Source organism: Xanthobacter flavus, assembly GCF_017875275.1.
Taxonomy (GTDB): Bacteria; Pseudomonadota; Alphaproteobacteria; order Rhizobiales; family Xanthobacteraceae; genus Xanthobacter; species Xanthobacter flavus_A.
On the sequence record NZ_JAGGML010000001.1, the window covers coordinates 2,879,505 to 2,896,722 of the forward strand.

Here is a 17,218-nt window from a genome sequence, read left to right on the forward strand (position 1 = left end):
AAACGGGTCTACGGTCGTAGCGCATGGCTGTCGGCCCTCCGTTTTATTGCACGCTCTGGAAGAAAAAGCCGGGGATGGCCGCTGTTCGAGGCCGCCGCGCGCGCCGATGGGACGGTGAAACTAAACGCGCGCGGGGCCACGGCCACCCCCGGTGAAGCCCCGGGAGGGGGCAAGTCTGGCGCGTTTTCGAGCGAAGGGGAGGCCGGTTCGCCTGAAGAAAACGCGTCGCAACGAAAGCCGGATCAGAAGAAGCCGAGCTTCTTGGGCGAATAGCTGACCAGCAAATTCTTGGTCTGCTGGTAGTGATCGAGCATCATCTTGTGGGTCTCGCGACCGATGCCGGACTGCTTGTAGCCGCCGAAGGCCGCGTGGGCCGGGTAGGCGTGGTAGCAGTTGGTCCACACGCGGCCCGCCTCGATCGAGCGACCGACGCGATAGGCGCGCGAGCCGTCGCGGGTCCACACGCCGGCACCGAGGCCGAAGAGGGTGTCGTTGGCGATGTGGAGCGCCTCTTCCTCGTCCTTGAAGGTGGTGACGGAGACCACCGGGCCGAAGATCTCTTCCTGGAAGATGCGCATGTTGTTCTTGCCGAGGAAGACGGTGGGCTTCACGTAGAAGCCGTCCGCCAGCTCGCCGGTGAGCATGTTGCGCTCGCCGCCGGCCAGAACCTGCGCGCCTTCCGCGCGGCCGATGTCGATGTAGGACAGGATCTTGTGCATCTGCTCGGAGGAGGCCTGCGCGCCGATCATGGTCGAAGGATCGAGCGGCGAGCCCTGCTTGATGGCGGCGACGCGGGCGAGCGCCTTCTCCATGAACTTGTCGAACATGCTCTCCTGCACCAGCGCGCGGCTCGGGCAGGTGCAGACTTCGCCCTGGTTGAGGGCGAACATGACGAAGCCTTCCACCGCCTTGTCGAGGAAGTCGTCGTCCTCGGCCGCCACGTCGGAGAAGAAGATGTTGGGCGACTTGCCGCCCAGTTCCAGCGTCACCGGAATGAGGTTCTGCGCGGCATAGCCCATGATGAGCCGGCCGGTGCCGGTCTCGCCGGTGAAGGCGATCTTGGCGATGCGCGGCGAGGAGGCCAGCGGCTTGCCGGCCTCCAGGCCGAAGCCGTTGACGATGTTGAGCACGCCGGGGGGCAGGAGGTCGGCGATGAGCTCGGCGAGCACCAGGATGGAGGCGGGGGTCTGCTCGGCGGGCTTCAGCACCACGCAATTGCCGGCGGCAAGCGCCGGGGCAAGCTTCCACGCGGCCATCAGGATGGGGAAGTTCCAGGGGATGATCTGGCCCACCACGCCGAGGGGCTCATGGTAGTGATAGGCGATGGTGTCGTGGTCGATCTCGCCCAGCGTGCCTTCCTGGGCACGGACGCAGGCGGCGAAATAGCGGAAATGGTCGATGGCGAGCGGGATGTCCGCCAGGGTGGTCTCGCGGATCGGCTTGCCGTTGTCCCAGGTCTCGGCGCGGGCGAGGAGGTCGAGGTTGGCCTCCAGGCGGTCGGCGATCTTCAGCAGCACCAGCGCGCGGTCGGCGGCGGAGGCGCGGCCCCAGCCCTTCTTGGCGGCATGGGCGGCGTCGAGGGCGCGCTCGATGTCATGCTCGTCGGAGCGCGGCACCTCGCAGATCACCTTGCCGGTGATCGGGGAGGTGTTCTCGAAATAGCGGCCGTTGACCGGCTCGACGAAGGTGCCGCCGATGAAGTTGCCGTAGCGCGGCTTGAAGGGCGAGGTGTGGGCGCTCGAAAGAAAGGCTGGGCTGTTCATTTTTTCCTCCCGTTGGTGGTGCCGGAGGATTTGCAGCGGCCGTGCCAGTTCTCGAATGTGCGCCGCACGCCTTTATTTGCGGCGCGGGAAGATGCTGCCGTGTCTTGATTTTATCAGCGACCGGCGGACCTACGCAGAAGCCCGACTTTACGCGCGACGAAGTGTCGTGCGAGACTGTCGCGCATAAGAACAAGGTGTCGCGACACCTGTCGCAAAGTGCGACAGTCGGCATCGAAGAACAGGTTCAGGGACGCGAAACAAGCCGAGGGACGAATGCCTGCGCCCTTTCCGCCGCTCTCGCCGGTGCCGCCGCCGGACGAGCTGATCACCGCCCGCCGCCGGTTCTTTTCCGGCGCGCCCGGGGCGGAGCAGGCGCTCGCGCTCCCCATCATCCGCTCCTGGACCCGCTGCGCCGAGCGCGGCCTGCCCGTGGGCGGCCGGCTGAAGGCCGAGCCGCTGACGCAAGGCGAACTCTCCGTCCGCCGCGAGCGCTACGAGGCGCTGCGCCGCCGCTGCCGGCCGGAGCTGGAGGCGCTGCACCTCAGCGCCAGCGCCGCGGGCGGCATCGTCATCCTCACCGATCCCACCGGCCTCGTGCTCGACACGGTGGGCAGCGCCGATTTCGCCGACCGCGCCGCGCAGGTGGCGCTGCGCCCGGGCGTGAGCTGGAGCGAGGCGGACAGCGGCACCAACGCCATCGGCACGGCGCTTATCGAGCGGCGCGGCATCGAGGTGCGCGGCGCCGAGCATTATGCCGAGCCGCATGGCATCCTCACCTGCGCCGCCGCGCCCATCCACGATCCGTTCGGCGAGCTTGTCGGCCTGCTCGACCTCTCCGGCCCCTCCGCCGTGCCGCACCTCCATGCGCTGGCGCTGGTGGAGCTGGCGGTGGGGCAGGTGGAGCATCGCCTGTTCGAAGGTGCCTTCCCCGGCCGGGACGTGGTGCGCTTCCACGCCGACCCCTCCTTCCTCGGTACCGCGCGCGAGGGCGTGCTGGTGTTCGAGGACCATCGCCTCGTGGCCGCCAACCGCCCGGCCCTCGCGCTGCTCGGTCTCGGCTGGGACGCCTTGGGCGCGCGGCGCTTCTCCGAACTGTTCGAGGGCAGCCTCGGCCGCCCGGGCGACGCCCGCCGCGCCCGCACGCCCAACGGTGCCGTGATGCTGCGGCTGGAGCGGCAGGCGCCGGCCCCCGTGCGAGCCGCACCTGTGCCCGTTCCCGCCGCTCCGGCGGTCAACCCCGGCCCGCGCTTCGATGCCGAGACCGAGCAGGCGCTGGGCCGGGCCATCCGGCTGATGACGGCCGGCGTGCCGGTGCTGATCCAGGGCGAGACCGGCTCCGGCAAGGAGGTGTTCGCCCGCCAGATCCACGCCCGTGGCCCCCGTGCCGACCGCACCTTCGCGGCGGTGAACTGCGCGGCGCTGCCGGAAGGCCTCATCGAATCCGAACTCTTCGGCTACGAGGACGGCGCCTTCACCGGCGCCCGCCGCGCCGGCTTCAAGGGCCTGTTCCGCGAGGCGGACGGCGGCGTTCTGTTCCTGGACGAGATCGGCGACATGCCGCTCGGCCTCCAGAGCCGCCTGTTGCGCGTGCTGCAGGAGCGGGAGGTGACGCCGCTCGGCGGCGGCAAGGCGGTGAAGGTGGATTTCGCCCTCGTCTGCGCCTCCCACCGCGATTTGAAGATGCTGGTGGAGCAGGGCAGCTTCCGCGCCGACCTCTATTTCCGCATCGCCCAATACACCGTCACTTTGCCGCCGCTCCGCAGCCTCGCGGACCGGGAAGCGCTGGTGGAGCGGCTGTGGCGGGAGATGTCCGGCCCCGGCCCGGATGCCCCGCTTCTCTCGCCGGAGTGCCGCGAGGCGCTGGCGCGCCATACCTGGCCCGGCAATTTCCGCCAGCTCACTGGCGTGCTCAAGGTGCTGCTCGCCCTCGCCGAGCCGGGCGAGACGGTGGGGCTCGAGGCGCTGCCCGCCGACGTGCGCACCAGCGAACTGCGCGGCGCCACGCTGCCGATGGGCAACGCGGGTTCAGACGCCTTTGCCGCCCCTGCCGCGCCCAATGCGGCGGCGGATACAGCCGCCCTCACCGGCGATCTCGGCAGCGTCACCCGCGCGGCGATGGATGCCGCCCTGAAGGAATGCGACGGCAACATCTCCCGCGCCGCCCGCCGCCTGGGCATCCACCGCTCCACCCTCCACCGCCACCTCGCCGCGCGCGGGCATTGAGGGGTGGGGGACAATGAGGGGCAGGGGCGGGGCGCCATCCTCTGGCTGTTCACCGTCGTCCCTTCCATTGACCGTCATCCCCCGGCTCGTCCGGGGGATCCACCCCTCCGCTTGTCCGGTCTTCGTCGAGGGCACCCCTCTCGCGGCGCGGTGGATCGCCCGCACAAGGCGGGCGATGACGGGGGAGAGGGTGGTTCGGCCGCCTGGAGGCTGGCGGCTGGCGGATTGCGCGCTCCTGCGTCGGCGGATGATGCGGAACCGGACCATCGGCTCCTTTCACCGTCATCCCCCTTTCTTCACCGTCATCCCCCGGCTCGTCCGGGGGATCCACCCCTCCGCTTGTCCGGTCTTCGTCGAGGGCACCCCTCTCGCTGAACCGTGGATCGCCCGCACAAGGCGGGCGATGACGGGGGAGGGGATGGCGCAGCCGCCCGAGGGCAGGCGGGGCGGTGGCGCGTTGCCTGCATTCCGGCCCCCCGCTCACACCCCCGCCAGATGATGCAGCACGATGCCCGAGGTGGTGGCGACGTTGAGGCTGTCGAAGCCGGCGGCCATGGGAATGGCCACCGTGCGCACCCGCGCCATCACCGCCTCCGGAAGGCCCGGCCCCTCGGTGCCGAACAAAGCGGCGACGCGCGGCGGGCGGGCGAGGCGGGAGAGCGTCTCCCGGCCAGAGGGGGACAGCGCCACCGCCTCGAAGCCCCGCGCGCCGAGAAGCGCGATGAGCGCGCCCGCATCCGGCACCCGTGCGAAGGGGACCACGAGGCTCGCGCCCACCGAAACGCGGATCGCCTTGCGATAGAGCGGATCGCACGAAGCGTCATCGAGGATCACCGCATCGGCGCCGAAGGCGGCGGCGTTGCGGAAGATGCCGCCCATATTGTCGTGATTGGTGAGGCCGAGGGCCGCCACCACCAGCGCGCGCGGCCCGAGGCCATCGAGCAGCGCGCCCACCTCCGGAAGCGGCCGCGCCGCCCCCAGCGCGAGGATGCCGCGATGGATGGGAAAGCCGACGATGGCGTCCATCACCCCCTGCGGCGCCACATAGACGGGCAATTCCTCCGGCAGCCCGGCAACCAGATCGGCGAGGCGCTCCGCCTGCGCCTGCGACAGCAGCACGGAGGTGAGCCGATGGCCGCCGCGTGTCCCCAGCCGGCCGGCCAGCAGCCGCAGAACCACCTCGCCCTCGGCCATGAAGCCGCCCTGCCGCCCGACGAGATCGCGCTCGCGCACCGCGCGGAAGCCGGCGATGCGCGGATCGCCGGCCTCGGACACGGGAACGATCATAGGGGCCGGCGCTTCACCGGCACGGGCGCGCAGGTGCTGGCGCGCACCACCAGCTCGGGCGTCATCACCGCCCGCTCCACCGGCCGGCCGGGATCGGCGATGCGCTTCAAGGCCAGCGTCGCGGCCGCCCGGCCATATTCGGGAATGAAGGTGTGGACCGTGGTGAGCGGCGGATGCCAGACCCGCGCCTCCTCGATGTCGTCATAGCCGACGAGGGAGAAGTCGCGCCCCGCCATGAGCCCGGCAGCCTGCAATTCCATCAGTGCGCCGAAGGCGGAGAGGTCGTTGAAGCAGACGGCGGCGGTGGGCGGCTCGTCCAGCGCTAGCAGGCGGGCCATGGCCTTGCGGCCTTCCGCGCGCAGGCCCGGCCCCTCCATCACCAGCGCGGGATCGAGGGGCAGGCCGGCGGCGGCGAGGCCCGCCTTGTAGCCGGCGAAGCGCTTGCGGCCGGTGGAGATGGCGCCGAAGCCGCCGATCATGCCGATGCGCCGGTGGCCCAGTTCCACGAGATGCGCGACGCCCAGCGCCACGCCCGTCACGTCGTCCGAGCCGGCGAAATCGAAGCCGGAGCCCTCGATCTCACGGGTCACTTGCACCACGGCGATGCCGGTGGAGGCGAGCGCCTTGAGATCCTCCACCCGCGAATGGGCGGCGGGCGAGACGAGGAAGGCGTCGGGGCGGTATTCCGCCAGCGTGCCGAGGGTGCGCGTCTGGCGCGTCACATCCTCCTGGCTGACGCCGAGCAGCACGGTCTTGCCGGCCTCGGAGAGGGCATCCTCCACCGCCGCCAGAAGCTCGGTGAAGGAGGGGTTCACGATGTCATGCAGGCCGAGGGCGACGATGTTGGTGCGGGCGGTGCGCAGCGCCGCGGCGCCGCGATTGGCCACATAGCCGCGCGCCCGCGCCGCCTCCTGCACCTTCAGGCGCGTCGCCTCGGCGACCATGGGGCTGTCGCGCAGGGCCAGCGAGATGGTGGCCGTGGACAGCCCCAGCTCGCGCGCGAGGCCCTGCAGCGTCACCTTGCCGATGGGAACGCCGGCGGGAGGGGCACCGGTGTGAGCGGCACCCGGCGGAGGAGGATGTGTCTCGTCCATGGGCCATCCCTATAGCGGATCTGTCGCGTCTCGCGCCGTCCTTTCCGCCATGCTAAACGATTTAACGACAACGGCAACGACAGCCGCGACGATACGAACCGGGAGGACGCCATGGCAGGGACGCGGGTTGGATTCATCGGGGTCGGCCTCATGGGCCACGGCATGGCGAAGAACATCCTCGCCAAGGGCTTTCCCCTCGCCGTCATGGGCCATCGCAACCGCGCGCCGGTGGAGGATCTGGTCGCGCGCGGCGCCACCGAGGTGAAGAGCCCGGCCGAGATGGCCGCGCAGTGCGACGTGATCGTGCTCTGCGTCACCGGCGCGCCGCAGGTGGACGAGGTGCTCAACGGCGAGAACGGCATCCTGAAGGCCGCAAAGGCCGGCCTCCACATCATCGACACCTCCACCTCCGAGCCGACGCTGACCATGGCGCTGGCGGCGAAGCTGGCGCAGGACGGCATCTTCCTGTGCGACGCGCCGCTGGGCGGCACCCCCATCCAGGCGGAGGAGGGCGCGCTCTCGGCCATGGTGGGGGCGGACGACGCGGCCTTCGCGGTGATCGAGCCGGTGGTGGCGGCCTTCGCCAGCCGCATCGTGCGGGTGGGCGCGCCGGGCGCCGGGCACACCATGAAGCTGCTCAACAACTTCCTGTCGCTGGGCTACGGCGCCATCTATGCCGAGGCCTTGGCCATCGCCGGCAAGGTGGGGGTGACGGCCGAGGTGTTCGACAGCGTGATTCGCGGCTCGCGCATGGATTGCGGCTTCTACCAGACCTTCATGGGCTACGTGCTGGAGGCGAACGTGAACGCCCACCGCTTCACCATCGCCAACGCCCACAAGGACATGCGCTACGTCACCAACCTCGCCACCAACACCGGCGCCTCGGCCTTCGTCAGCGCCACGGTGAAGAACCTCTATGCGGCGGCCGAGGGCCTCGGCAACGGCGGGAAGAACGTGCCGCAGATCACCGATGTGCTGGCCCAGATGAACGGCCTGCCGACGGTGCTGGAGCGCAAGCAGGGGGCGGGGTGAGGAGCCGACCTGCCTTGACTCACGTCAACGCGCCAGCGCGCCATCGACCACATATTAACAACATTGCGCCTGCAATCTGAGGTGGCAGCAGGGGAAGTGCCGCATGCCCAGATGGGGTCGCGGCACAGGACCGCCATTTTCCGGGTGCAGGTTCGCAGTGCTGGCGCGTTCGATGCCGGCGAGTGATCGAGCTTCGACTTCCTGCGCGGCGGTTCCGGCGCGCGAAAGCCGATGAGACGAAGGCGCCGAGAGGCGCATCCGATGGACGCGCGAGCCTCCGTCCGTCCATTGTCCGCTTTAGGAGACGATCATGGCCGAGACCAAGATTCCCGTGAAAATCGAGCCGAAATCCACACCCGTGGCCGCTGCTGCGCCGGCCACGCCGTTCGATCACCTGCGGCGCGAGATCGAACAGGTGTTCGACAACTTCCGCATTGGCACGCTGGGCTTTCCCTTCGCGCGCCGCGTCATGGATTTCGACTTCCCGCGCCTCGGTGCGCTGACGCTCGCGCCGGCCGTCGACGTGGCCGAGCGGGAGGGGGCCTACGAGATCAGCGCCGAACTCCCCGGCCTCGACGAAAAGGATGTGGAGGTGAAGCTCGCCAACGGGCTCCTCACCATCCGCGGCGAGAAAAAGGAAGAGCGGGAGGAAAAGGAGAAGGACTATTACCTGTCCGAACGGCGCTATGGTGCCTTCACCCGCTCCTTCCAGGTGCCTGAAGGCGTGGACGCCGACAAGGTGGAGGCCCGCTTTGCAAAGGGTGTCCTCACCGTAACGCTGCCCAAGACGGCAGAGGCCCAGAAACAGGAGAAGAAGATCGAGGTGAAGGCCGCGTAGGCGCGCGCCGGGTTGCGCGATGCGCGACGTCCCGCAGACACCGCGGAACCCGCCGCGCCCCCTTCACCCGACCTTAACCCCTTGCCGCCATCCTGCGTCTCGTAAGTAAGCGTTGCGTAGGGTTGCGTCATGCGTAGTGTGGCCAAGGGGGCGGCCGGGCGGACGGCGCGTCTATGTCGTCCGGAGTATCCCGCAATCGCCCCCTTGGCGGCCCCACCGGCCGCACCTCGGGGAGCGGTTCCTGCGGGAGCGGTTTCGGACCGTGCTCTCCCCCTCAATGAAATTCTCATCGGCGATACCATCGCGCAGATGGCGGCCTTGCCCGCCGGCTCGGTGGATCTTGTCTTCGCCGATCCGCCCTACAACCTCCAGCTCGGCGGCGAGCTGAAGCGGCCGGACGAAAGCCGCGTGGACGCGGTGGACGACCATTGGGACCAGTTCGAGAGCTTCGCCGCCTATGATGCCTTCACCCGCGCCTGGCTGCTCGCCGCGCGGCGGGCGCTGAAGCCGAACGGCACGATGTTCGTCATCGGCTCCTATCACAACATCTTCCGCGTCGGCGCGCTGATGCAGGATCTGGGCTTCTGGATCCTCAACGACATCGTGTGGCGCAAGGCGAACCCCATGCCCAACTTCCGGGGCCGGCGCTTCACCAATGCGCACGAGACCCTGATCTGGGCCGCCCGCAGCGCCGATTCGAAATACACCTTCAATTACGAGGCGCTCAAAGCCGGCAACGAGGATGTGCAGGTGCGCTCCGACTGGCTCTTCCCGCTCTGCACCGGGCAGGAGCGTCTGAAGGACGAGAAGGGCCGCAAGCTCCATCCCACCCAGAAGCCCGAGGCGCTGCTCGCCCGCGTGCTGCTCTCCTCCACCAAGCCCGGCGACGTGGTGCTCGATCCCTTCTTCGGCTCCGGCACCACCGGCGCGGTGGCGAAGCGCCTGCGCCGTTCGTTCATCGGCATCGAGCGCGAGGAGACCTATGCGGAGGCCGCGCGGGCCCGCATCGCCGCCGTGGAGCCGCTGTCGGAGGAGGCGCTGGTCGCCCCGCCGAGTGCGCGCGAAGCGCCGCGCGTCGCCTTCTCGGCGCTGGTGGAACGCGGTTTCGTCACGCCCGGCGCCGAACTCACCGACGCCAAGGGCCGGTTCCGCGCCGTGGTGCGGGCGGACGGCACCATTTCCCTCGCCGACAGCCCGAACGTGGGCTCCATCCACCGCGTGGGCGCCCTCGCCCAGGGTGCGGAGGCCTGCAACGGCTGGACCTTCTGGCACGTGGAAGAGGAAGGCCGCCGCCACCCCATCGACATCCTGCGCGCCCGTCTGCGCGCCGAGATGGGCATCGCGGCGGAGTAAGCATTTTACCGTCGGTCGCGGTCTTCGACCGATACCGAGCGGGTTACGCTCAACCGCCGCGCGGGCTTTGGTTTATTCGATGCCCCCATGCGCGAGCACCTTGCGCATGACCGAGGGCAGCGCCTCCGCATCGAACCGGTCCGGCGTCACCCAGCGGTGACCCTCCGGCGCGGGCGCCGTGGCGGGCAGATCGGCCCGCAGCACCTTCAGCGTCAGCGCGAAATGGGTGAAGACGTGCTCCACCGCCCCCGGCAGCGCCCGCCAGCGGGCCTTGAGCGGCGCGTGGGCCTCCGGCGCATCTGATTTCGGCCCCCAGGGGGTGGAGGGCACCTCCGTCATCTTCGCCAGAAGCCCCTTGTCCGGCCGGGTCCGCAGCAGCACCGCGCCATCCGCCCGCACGGCGAGGAAGGCGGCGCCCTCCCGCTTCGGCTTCTCGCCCTTGGGCGCCTTCACCGGATAGAGCGCCGCATCCCCCGCCGCCCGCGCCGCGCACGGCTCCATCCACGGGCAGAGCGAGCACGCGGGCGAGCGCGGGGTGCAGATGGTGGCGCCAAGGTCCATCATCGCCTGCGCGAAATCGCCGGGCCGCTGCGCGGGGGTCAGGGCAGCGGCCAGCGCCTTGATGCGCGGCTTGGCGCCGGGCAGTGGCTCGGCCACCCGATAAAGCCGTGAGACGACGCGCTCGATATTGCCGTCCACCGGGCTCGCCTTGAGGTCGAAGGCGATGGAAGCGATGGCCGCCGCCGTATAGGGGCCGATGCCGGGCAGGGCGAGCAGGGCCGCCTCGTCGTCCGGAAAGCGCCCGCCATGGCGCGCCACCACCGCCTGCGCGCAGGCGTGGAGATTGCGGGCGCGGGCGTAATAGCCGAGCCCCGCCCAGGCGGAGAGCACCTCCTCCAGCGGCGCGGCGGCGAGGTGCGAGACCGTCGGCCAGCGGGCGAGGAAGCCGGTGAAATACGGCCCCACCGCCTTCACCGTGGTCTGCTGGAGCATGATCTCGGAGAGGAAGACGTGATAGGGGTCCGCCTGCCGGCCCGGCTCGGCGCGCCAGGGCAGGCGGCGGCGGTGGCGATCATACCAGGCGAGGAGCGCGGCGGGGGCAGGCGTGCCGGGTTTGGCGCCGGGTTTTCCGGCACCGCTTGCGGCCGAGCGAGCGGCGGGGGAGGATGTCATGCGGCCAAGGTGGCCGCGCCCGCGTGCCGGGGCAAGAGCCTCGCCCACCCATCTGTTCGCCATTTCTCATCGCAACCGGAGACGCCTTGAACACCAATTTCACCCGTCGCCACCGTGGCCCGCGCCCCCTCGCCGATTTCGTCGCGCCGGGGATCAGCGACCTGTGCGGCCGCGCCGGCTTCTCGGTGGTGGAGGTGGTGACCCACTGGGACGAGATCGTGGGGCCGGACCTCGCGCCCCGCTGCATCCCCCTCAAGCTGCAATGGCCGCGGGAGGAGGGGGCTGCGGCCACCCTCGTGGTGCGGGTGGAAGGCGCCTATGCCATCGAGCTGCAATATGCCGCCGGCATCGTGGTGGAGCGAATCAACGCCTATTTCGGCTGGCGCTGCGTCGGCCGCCTGATGCTTCGCCAGGGCCCGGTGCCCCAGCGCCACGCGCCGCCGCCGGTGCCGCCGAAGCCGGACAAGGCGACCGTCGCCGCCGTTCGACACGAGATCGGCGCGTTCGAGGACGAGGCGCTGGCGGATTCCCTCGCCAGGCTCGGCGCGCTGGTGCGGCGCGAGCGCGGCGGCGGATAGGGGACGTTCACCCGTCCGTTATCTCCGGCGCGCGGCGCGGGTCTTTCCCGCCATAAGGGCGACATGATAGAGCGCGAAGGCTTTCACGCAGGTTCGGCGGTGCGGTGCCGGACTGCTTCCGTTTCCCGTTCTGATGACCCTACGGAACCGGCGATGCGGCCAAGACCGGCGAACGCCGGTCGCCAGCCGCCGGACCACTCGGAGATGTCCATGATTGTCGATCGCCGCCGTTTCCTGGTCGGAGCAGGCCTCGCCGCGATGGCGGCCGGGCTCGGCCTGCCGTTCTCCTTCGAACCGGCCGCGGCCCAGACCGTGGAGCAGGCCAAGCTGATCGCCCCCGAGGCGAGCCCGCTGCCGGAGAAGGCGCTGGGCAGCGCCACGGCGCCGGTCACCATCATCGAATATGCCTCGATGACGTGCAGCCACTGCGCCGCCTTCCACACCGGCACCTTCCCCGAGCTGAAGAAGAAGTACATCGACACCGGCAAGGTGCGCTTCATCTTCCGCGAGTTCCCGTTCGAGCCGGTGGCGACCGCCGCCTTCATGCTCGCCCGCTGCGTGCCCGAGGACAAATATTTCCCCATGGTCTCGACCCTGTTCGAGACGCAGAAGACCTGGGCCTACAGCACCGACCCCGCCGCCGGCCTCCTCGCCGTCGCCAAGCAGGCCGGCATGAGCCAGGCCGATTTCGAGAAGTGCCTCACCGACCAGCAGCTCGGCGAGAAGGTGCAGGAAAGCGCCCTCTACGCCAACAAGGAGCTGGGCGTGAACGCGACCCCCACCTTCTTCGTCAACGGCAAGAAGCTCTCCGGCGCCCTCGGCATGGCCGAATGGGACAAGGAGCTGGCCCCGCTGCTCGCCGGCAAGTGAGTTTCGATGTTCCGACGCTGAAAGGCCGGCGCACTGCGCCGGCCTTTTTGTTTTGTGGGCTTTGACGTTGCCTTCGCTCAGTCGCCGCGCGGGCTTTCTCGTTGCCTTCGCTCAGTCGCCGCGCGGGCTTTCTCGTTGCTCCCGCTCAGTCGCCGCGCGGGCTTTCTCGTTGCTTCCGCTCAGGCGCCACGCGGGCTTTCAGGCCGCCCGGAGCTTCTTCTCCACATAGCGGCTTTCCTGCGTGCGCCCGCCATAGCCATAGGCGTCCGCCTTCACTTCGCGCACGAGGATGTAGCTCTCCTCATCCAGCTCCGGTAGCAGGCCGGACATGGCCGCGAAGACGGCTTCCAGATAGGCGGCCTTCTCGTCCTTGGTGTTGGTGCCATCCACCACGAGAATATCGAGCGAAAAAGACGAGCGACGCTTCGCGCTCAGGGCTTCCCCGCCCACGAACCAGTGCTCCGCCGGCACGAAGGAGACGGCCACCGCCGTCAGCTTCGGGTCCTTGCGCAGGATGCGGGCGGTGAGATCGGACAAGGTGGCGGCGACCTTGGCCGCGAGGGCGGTGTCCGGGGCGCCGGAGAGCTTCACGTTCAGGATGGGCATTTTGACCTCCATCGGCGCGATGCATCGGCATCGGCCGCGATGGCTTCTTGTACGCCGCCCCAACTCATGAGAAAAATTGAATTCTAAAATCCCAGAGATTTGCTAACCTCATATCATGATCCGCAATCTCGACCTCGACCTCATCCGCAGCTTCGCCGCCGTCGTGGACCTCGGCTCCATCTCGGCAGCGGCGCGCAAGGTGGGGCGGAGCCAGTCGGCGGTGAGCCTGCAGATGGATCGCCTCGCCGAATCGGTGGGCTTCGCGCTGCTGGAGCGGCGCGGGCGGGCGGTGTCGCCGACCCCGCGCGGCGCCGCCTTCCTGGAGGATGCGCGCCGCCTGCTCGATCTCAACGACCGGGTGCTGACCCAGCACGTCCACGGCGCCTTCGCCCAGCCGCTGCGGCTCGGCTTTCTTCAGGACGTGGGCGAGCAGGTGCTCCAGCGCATCCTCTCCCGCCTCTCGGCGAGCTTCCCGCAGGCGCCGATCACCGTGCGCATCTGCACCACCTCCACCATGCTCGACATGCTGCGCGCCGAGGAACTGGACGTGGCCGTGGGCTTCCGCAGCGAAAGCGAGCTGCCCGCCTCCCTCCTGCTGCGCGAGCCCATGGTGTGGATCGCCGCGCGCCAGCTCAGGCTCGACCGGGAGGCGCCGGTGCCCCTCGTGCTGTTCGAGCACCCGTGCTCCTGCCGCACGGCGGCCATCGCCGCGCTGAACGCCGCCGGGCGGCCCTTCCGCATTGCCTTCACCAGCCCCAGCCTGCCGGGCCTGATGGCGGCGGTGGGGGCGGGCATGGGCGTCACGGTGCGCTCGCCGCGCGCACTGAGGCCCGACCTCGCCATCGTCGCCGACCTCGACCGCGCGGCGCTGCCGGACATGGAATTCCTGCTCTACACCCGCCCCGGCACCCGCCCGCCGGCCCTCCAGAAGGTGGAGGAGGTGTTGCAGGAGGAATTGCGGCGCGAGCATCCGCTCTACGCCGTGGCGTGAGGCGCCCCCGGGGCGCCCCACGCTTCGGCTTGCCGGGCGCGGCGGGCAAGCCTCACTGCGCTGTAAGCCTTAGTGCTGGTGGCCGCCGGCGGCCGGCGCCGGATCGCCCGCCTTGGCGCCGAGGCCGCGCACCTGATAGCTCACATCCACCTTTCCGGCCGTCTCGAAGGTGAGGGTGCCCGTCACCACCTCGCCCTCCTTCAGCGGCGCGCCGAGGTTCATGAACATGAGGTGATAGCCGCCGGGGGCGAGGTCCACGGTCTTGCCGGGCGGGATTTCGAGGCCGCTCGCCAGCTGGCGCATGGTCATGACGCCGCCGTTCATGGCCATCTCGTGGACCTGCACCTCGCCGGCGCGGGCGAAGGTGCCGCCGGTGAGGCGTTCCGGCGCGGTGCCGGTGTTGGTGATGCGCAGGAAGCCGCCGGCCACCTTGGCCCCGCCGGGGGTCGCCCGGCTCCACGGCGCCTCGATCACCAGCGCCCCGGCCTTCACCTGCGCGGCGGAGGCCGCCGCATTGGCCGCGGAGATGCGGAGCACCGGCGCGGGGCTGGCGAGCTTCTCGCCTTCGGCCTTCGCCACCTCGACCCAGCGGTGCTCGCCCTTTTCGCAGGTCTGGACCACGGGGATCGGCACCGGGCGGGCGCCGGCTTCGGGGGCGAGGTAGGCGATGAAGACGAACTCGTCGTAGAAATCGTCCGGCAGCGCGCCGCCGCTCCAGGTGATCGAGCGCACGCCGTCCTTCACCTCCTTGCCATGGAAGGCATAGGCGCGGTCATAGGGGCCGGCCTGCGTCTTCACCGTCCAGCCGGCCTTGGGCATGGGCTTGGCGGCGACGAGCCCATCGGGGATGGTCACCGTGAGCGCGGTCGTGGGCGAACCCTGGCAGCCGTGGCCGACCTTGAGCACGGCCTTGTAATAGCTGCCCACCGGGGCCTCGGCCTTTTCCAGCGTGACATGGGCGGCGGCGGGCGTCGCAAGAAGAGCGACCGGCAGGACGGCCGCGGCGAGCGCCGGGCCGAGACGGGAAAAACGGGTCATGGAGTGTCCTTGGGATCGGCCACGCGCACGCATCTGGCGCGGCGGGCGGTGCAGCAACGGGCGGCGTTCGGCTGGCGCTCAGACCCGGGCGGGCGGCCCGGTGGCGTGGAACCCAAGGGTGACGCTGCCGCCGCGCCCCAGCCCGTCGCGCACGGCGAAGACGGCTGCGCGGACACGCAAAAGCGGCTTCGTCAGGCTCCCGGCCGCTCCATCGAGGCTTGGCATCGGCGCCGAGGCGGCACAGCCGAGCACGCAGCACAGCGCATCCGGGGCATGGGATCCGTCCGGACCGTCGGGCGTCCCGCCGGCACACAGGAGCCCCACGTCGGTCGCCAACGTCCGGCCGGCATGCTCCGCCGTCGCCGCTCCGCCGAGCACCAGCTGGGCGACGAGCAGATAGGCGAGCGCCAGAGGCACGAGGGCGCGGCGCCAGAACGGAAGCCGGGACGGAGGCCGGAGCATGGGTATCGCCTTAAGACCACATCCGCCGGCCGGCAAGCCGCGCGGGGGTGGATGGTGTCGCACCCACGCCATCCCGCCGCCAGGCTGGAGGCTGGACAGGGACCAGGCTGGACACGGACCTGCGGACCCGGCACCCTTTTCTGATCGTTCGGTCCGGGACTGCCCCTTTTCGAGCCCGGCGGAGATTGCCGCGATGACCAGCACACAGCCGACCATGAAGGCCGCGCCCGCCTTCCCGTTCGACAATTCCTATGCCCGCGACCTCGCCGGCTTCTATGCGCCCGTCCTGCCCACCCCGGTGGAGGCGCCGGCGCTGGTGAAGGTGAACACCGCGCTGGCCGAGCTGCTGGGCCTCGACCCCGCCGATCTCGCGACGCCGGAAGGCGTGGCGGTGTTCGCCGGCCTCGCCGTGCCGGAGGGCGCGGAGCCCATCGCGCTCGCCTATGCCGGGCACCAGTTCGGCCATTTCTCGCCCCAGCTGGGCGATGGCCGCGCCATCCTGCTCGGCGAGGTGGTGGGGCGCGACGGGCTGCGCCGCGACATCCAGCTGAAGGGCTCCGGCCCCACCCCCTTCTCGCGCCGGGGCGACGGGCGGGCGGCGCTCGGGCCGGTGCTGCGCGAATACATCGTCAGCGAGGCCATGGCGGCGCTCGGTATCCCTACCACGCGGGCGCTCGCGGCTGTCACCACGGGCGAGCCGGTGCTGCGCGACCGGGCGCTGCCGGGCGGGGTGCTGGCGCGGGTGGCGGCGAGCCACATCCGCATCGGCACCTTCCAGTTCTTCGCCGCGCGCAAGAGCTTCGACGCGGTGAAGCAGCTCGCCGACTACACCATCGCCCGCCACTATCCCGACCTTGTGGGGGTGGAGAACCCCTATCTCGCCCTGCTCGACGGCGTGATCGGCCGGCAGGCGGCGCTGGTGGCGCGCTGGCTCTGCGTCGGCTTCATCCACGGGGTGATGAACACGGACAACATGTCGGTCTCGGGCGAGACCATCGATTACGGCCCCTGCGCCTTCATGGACGCCTACGACCCCAACACGGTCTTCTCCTCCATCGACGAGATGGGCCGCTATGCCTATGGCAACCAGCCGGACATTGCCCACTGGAACCTCGCCCGCCTCGCCGAGTGCCTGATCCCGATCATGGGAGAGGACCGCGAGGCCGCGATCGCCGCCGCCAATGCGGCGCTCGGCACCTTCCCCGCGCGCTTCTATGCGGCCTACCATGCCGGGCTCTGCGCCAAGATCGGCCTGCCGGAGGCGGGCGAAGGGGATGTGGCCCTCGCCCATGACCTCCTCAACGTGATGATCGGCTCCAAGGCCGACTTCACCCTCACCTTCCGCCGCCTCGGCGCACTGGCGGAGGATGCGGACGCGGGCGGCCCGGTGCGCGACCTGTTCCTCGACCGGGACGCCTTCGATGCGTGGGCCGAGCGCTGGCGCGCCCGCCTCGCCGAAACCGGCCGGTCCGGCGCCGACATCCGCGCCGGGATGGATGCGGTGAACCCGCTCTTCATCCCCCGCAACCATCTGGTGGAAGAGGTCATCGCCGCCGCCATCGAGCGCGGCGACCTTGGCCCCTTCGAGCGGCTGAACACGGTGCTGGCGCGGCCCTATGCGGAGCAGCCCGACTTCGCCGCCTATGCGGGGCTGCCGCCGTCCATGGAGGGGTACCGGACGTTCTGCGGGACGTGAGGGGGCTCTCTCCGCGTTGAACGGCTAAGCCCCCTCTCCCGCAAGGGGAGAGGGGAGCATGGCCCGATGCGGCAGACTTTGCCGCTGGACCCCGGCTCGGCGCTCCGCCTGCGCCGTCACCTGTCCGGGGCACAGAACCCACATGGCCGTCGTCCTCCGACTTGATCGGAGGACCCAAGGCGCCGTTTGCCCCGCCCTTGGGCCGCCCGCTCCG

At 70.2% G+C, this 17,218-nt stretch carries 15 protein-coding genes; 8 read left to right on the plus strand and 7 right to left on the minus strand.

The genetic code is table 11. The annotated features are described in order from the left end of the window. Positions 1-242: 242 nt before the first annotated feature. The gene (adh, locus tag J2126_RS13830; RefSeq protein ID WP_209487511.1) at positions 243-1,763 is read right to left on the minus strand and encodes an aldehyde dehydrogenase; all 1,521 of its coding nucleotides are present in this window, start codon (positions 1,761-1,763) and stop codon (positions 243-245) included. 273 nt (positions 1,764-2,036) lie between these two features. Between adh and J2126_RS13835 the strand changes: the two genes are divergently transcribed. Beyond that, positions 2,037-3,986, plus strand: a complete 1,950-nt coding sequence (locus J2126_RS13835; RefSeq protein WP_209487512.1) for a sigma-54-dependent Fis family transcriptional regulator — start codon at positions 2,037-2,039, stop codon at positions 3,984-3,986. Positions 3,987-4,466: 480 nt separating this feature from the next. Here J2126_RS13835 and J2126_RS13840 read toward each other — a convergent pair whose 3' ends face one another. After that, positions 4,467-5,273: a TrmH family RNA methyltransferase gene (locus tag J2126_RS13840; protein WP_209487513.1), complete on the minus strand. Its 807-nt coding sequence runs from the start codon at positions 5,271-5,273 to the stop codon at positions 4,467-4,469. Next, on the minus strand, positions 5,270-6,367 hold the full coding sequence (locus J2126_RS13845) for a LacI family DNA-binding transcriptional regulator (protein WP_209487514.1): 1,098 nt from the start codon (positions 6,365-6,367) through the stop codon (positions 5,270-5,272). Before J2126_RS13845 ends, J2126_RS13840 begins: the two co-directional genes overlap by 4 nt. An 18-nt stretch (positions 6,368-6,385) precedes the next feature. On the opposite strand from J2126_RS13845, the gene J2126_RS13850 reads away from it, so the two are divergent. The 3 genes from J2126_RS13850 (at position 6,386) to J2126_RS13860 (ending at position 9,590) form a co-directional block, all read left to right on the plus strand. Next, positions 6,386-7,399 carry an NAD(P)-dependent oxidoreductase gene (locus J2126_RS13850; protein ID WP_348634400.1) on the plus strand — a complete coding sequence of 338 codons (1,014 nt, stop codon included), beginning with the start codon at positions 6,386-6,388 and terminating at the stop codon, positions 7,397-7,399. Positions 7,400-7,709: 310 nt separating this feature from the next. Then, positions 7,710-8,237, plus strand: a complete 528-nt coding sequence (locus J2126_RS13855) for an Hsp20/alpha crystallin family protein (RefSeq protein WP_209487516.1) — start codon at positions 7,710-7,712, stop codon at positions 8,235-8,237. Positions 8,238-8,366: 129 nt separating this feature from the next. Next, positions 8,367-9,590, plus strand: a complete 1,224-nt coding sequence (locus J2126_RS13860; RefSeq protein WP_281066340.1) for a site-specific DNA-methyltransferase — start codon at positions 8,367-8,369, stop codon at positions 9,588-9,590. 72 nt (positions 9,591-9,662) lie between these two features. Here the strand turns inward: J2126_RS13860 and mutY are convergent, their stop codons facing one another. After that, on the minus strand, positions 9,663-10,763 hold the full coding sequence (mutY, locus tag J2126_RS13865; RefSeq protein WP_209487518.1) for an A/G-specific adenine glycosylase: 1,101 nt from the start codon (positions 10,761-10,763) through the stop codon (positions 9,663-9,665). Positions 10,764-10,849: 86 nt separating this feature from the next. On the opposite strand from mutY, the gene J2126_RS13870 reads away from it, so the two are divergent. Both J2126_RS13870 and J2126_RS13875 read left to right on the plus strand, forming a co-directional pair. Next, positions 10,850-11,341, plus strand: coding sequence for a DUF721 domain-containing protein (locus J2126_RS13870; protein WP_245327326.1), 492 nt, complete (start codon positions 10,850-10,852; stop codon positions 11,339-11,341). Positions 11,342-11,551: 210 nt separating this feature from the next. Beyond that, positions 11,552-12,211: a DsbA family protein gene (locus J2126_RS13875; RefSeq protein ID WP_394031187.1), complete on the plus strand. Its 660-nt coding sequence runs from the start codon at positions 11,552-11,554 to the stop codon at positions 12,209-12,211. A gap of 198 nt (positions 12,212-12,409) precedes the next feature. On the opposite strand, the gene J2126_RS13880 is transcribed toward J2126_RS13875, so the two are convergent. Next, positions 12,410-12,817, minus strand: coding sequence for a tautomerase family protein (locus J2126_RS13880; RefSeq protein WP_209487521.1), 408 nt, complete (start codon positions 12,815-12,817; stop codon positions 12,410-12,412). Positions 12,818-12,932: 115 nt separating this feature from the next. Between J2126_RS13880 and J2126_RS13885 the strand changes: the two genes are divergently transcribed. Continuing rightward, on the plus strand, positions 12,933-13,808 hold the full coding sequence (locus J2126_RS13885; protein WP_209487522.1) for a LysR substrate-binding domain-containing protein: 876 nt from the start codon (positions 12,933-12,935) through the stop codon (positions 13,806-13,808). Positions 13,809-13,877: 69 nt separating this feature from the next. Here the strand turns inward: J2126_RS13885 and J2126_RS13890 are convergent, their stop codons facing one another. Continuing rightward, positions 13,878-14,846, minus strand: a complete 969-nt coding sequence (locus J2126_RS13890; RefSeq protein ID WP_209487523.1) for a DUF1775 domain-containing protein — start codon at positions 14,844-14,846, stop codon at positions 13,878-13,880. A 78-nt stretch (positions 14,847-14,924) separates the two neighbouring features. Further along, on the minus strand, positions 14,925-15,308 hold the full coding sequence (locus tag J2126_RS13895; protein ID WP_209487524.1) for a hypothetical protein: 384 nt from the start codon (positions 15,306-15,308) through the stop codon (positions 14,925-14,927). Between the two features lie 193 nt (positions 15,309-15,501). On the opposite strand from J2126_RS13895, the gene J2126_RS13900 reads away from it, so the two are divergent. Next, a complete protein-coding gene (locus J2126_RS13900; RefSeq protein ID WP_245327327.1) occupies positions 15,502-17,004 on the plus strand; it encodes a protein adenylyltransferase SelO in 1,503 nt (500 codons plus the stop codon). Positions 17,005-17,218 lie beyond the last annotated feature (214 nt).

Excerpts from the sequence above, each read along its gene's own strand:
- J2126_RS13875 (WP_394031187.1), top strand. The coding sequence starts at position 11,552 with ATGATTGTCGATCGCCGCCGTTTCCTGGTCGGAGCAGGCCTCGCCGCG.
- J2126_RS13900 (WP_245327327.1), top strand. The coding sequence starts at position 15,502 with ATGACCAGCACACAGCCGACCATGAAGGCCGCGCCCGCCTTCCCGTTC.
- J2126_RS13855 (WP_209487516.1), top strand. The coding sequence starts at position 7,710 with ATGGCCGAGACCAAGATTCCCGTGAAAATCGAGCCGAAATCCACACCC.
- J2126_RS13885 (WP_209487522.1), top strand. The coding sequence starts at position 12,933 with ATGATCCGCAATCTCGACCTCGACCTCATCCGCAGCTTCGCCGCCGTC.
- J2126_RS13860 (WP_281066340.1), top strand. The coding sequence starts at position 8,367 with ATGCGTAGTGTGGCCAAGGGGGCGGCCGGGCGGACGGCGCGTCTATGT.
- J2126_RS13895 (WP_209487524.1), bottom strand. The coding sequence starts at position 15,308 with ATGCTCCGGCCTCCGTCCCGGCTTCCGTTCTGGCGCCGCGCCCTCGTG.
- J2126_RS13845 (WP_209487514.1), bottom strand. The coding sequence starts at position 6,367 with ATGGACGAGACACATCCTCCTCCGCCGGGTGCCGCTCACACCGGTGCC.
- J2126_RS13840 (WP_209487513.1), bottom strand. The coding sequence starts at position 5,273 with ATGATCGTTCCCGTGTCCGAGGCCGGCGATCCGCGCATCGCCGGCTTC.
- J2126_RS13880 (WP_209487521.1), bottom strand. The coding sequence starts at position 12,817 with ATGCCCATCCTGAACGTGAAGCTCTCCGGCGCCCCGGACACCGCCCTC.
- adh (WP_209487511.1), bottom strand. The coding sequence starts at position 1,763 with ATGAACAGCCCAGCCTTTCTTTCGAGCGCCCACACCTCGCCCTTCAAG.
- mutY (WP_209487518.1), bottom strand. The coding sequence starts at position 10,763 with ATGACATCCTCCCCCGCCGCTCGCTCGGCCGCAAGCGGTGCCGGAAAA.
- J2126_RS13890 (WP_209487523.1), bottom strand. The coding sequence starts at position 14,846 with ATGACCCGTTTTTCCCGTCTCGGCCCGGCGCTCGCCGCGGCCGTCCTG.
- J2126_RS13835 (WP_209487512.1), top strand. The coding sequence starts at position 2,037 with ATGCCTGCGCCCTTTCCGCCGCTCTCGCCGGTGCCGCCGCCGGACGAG.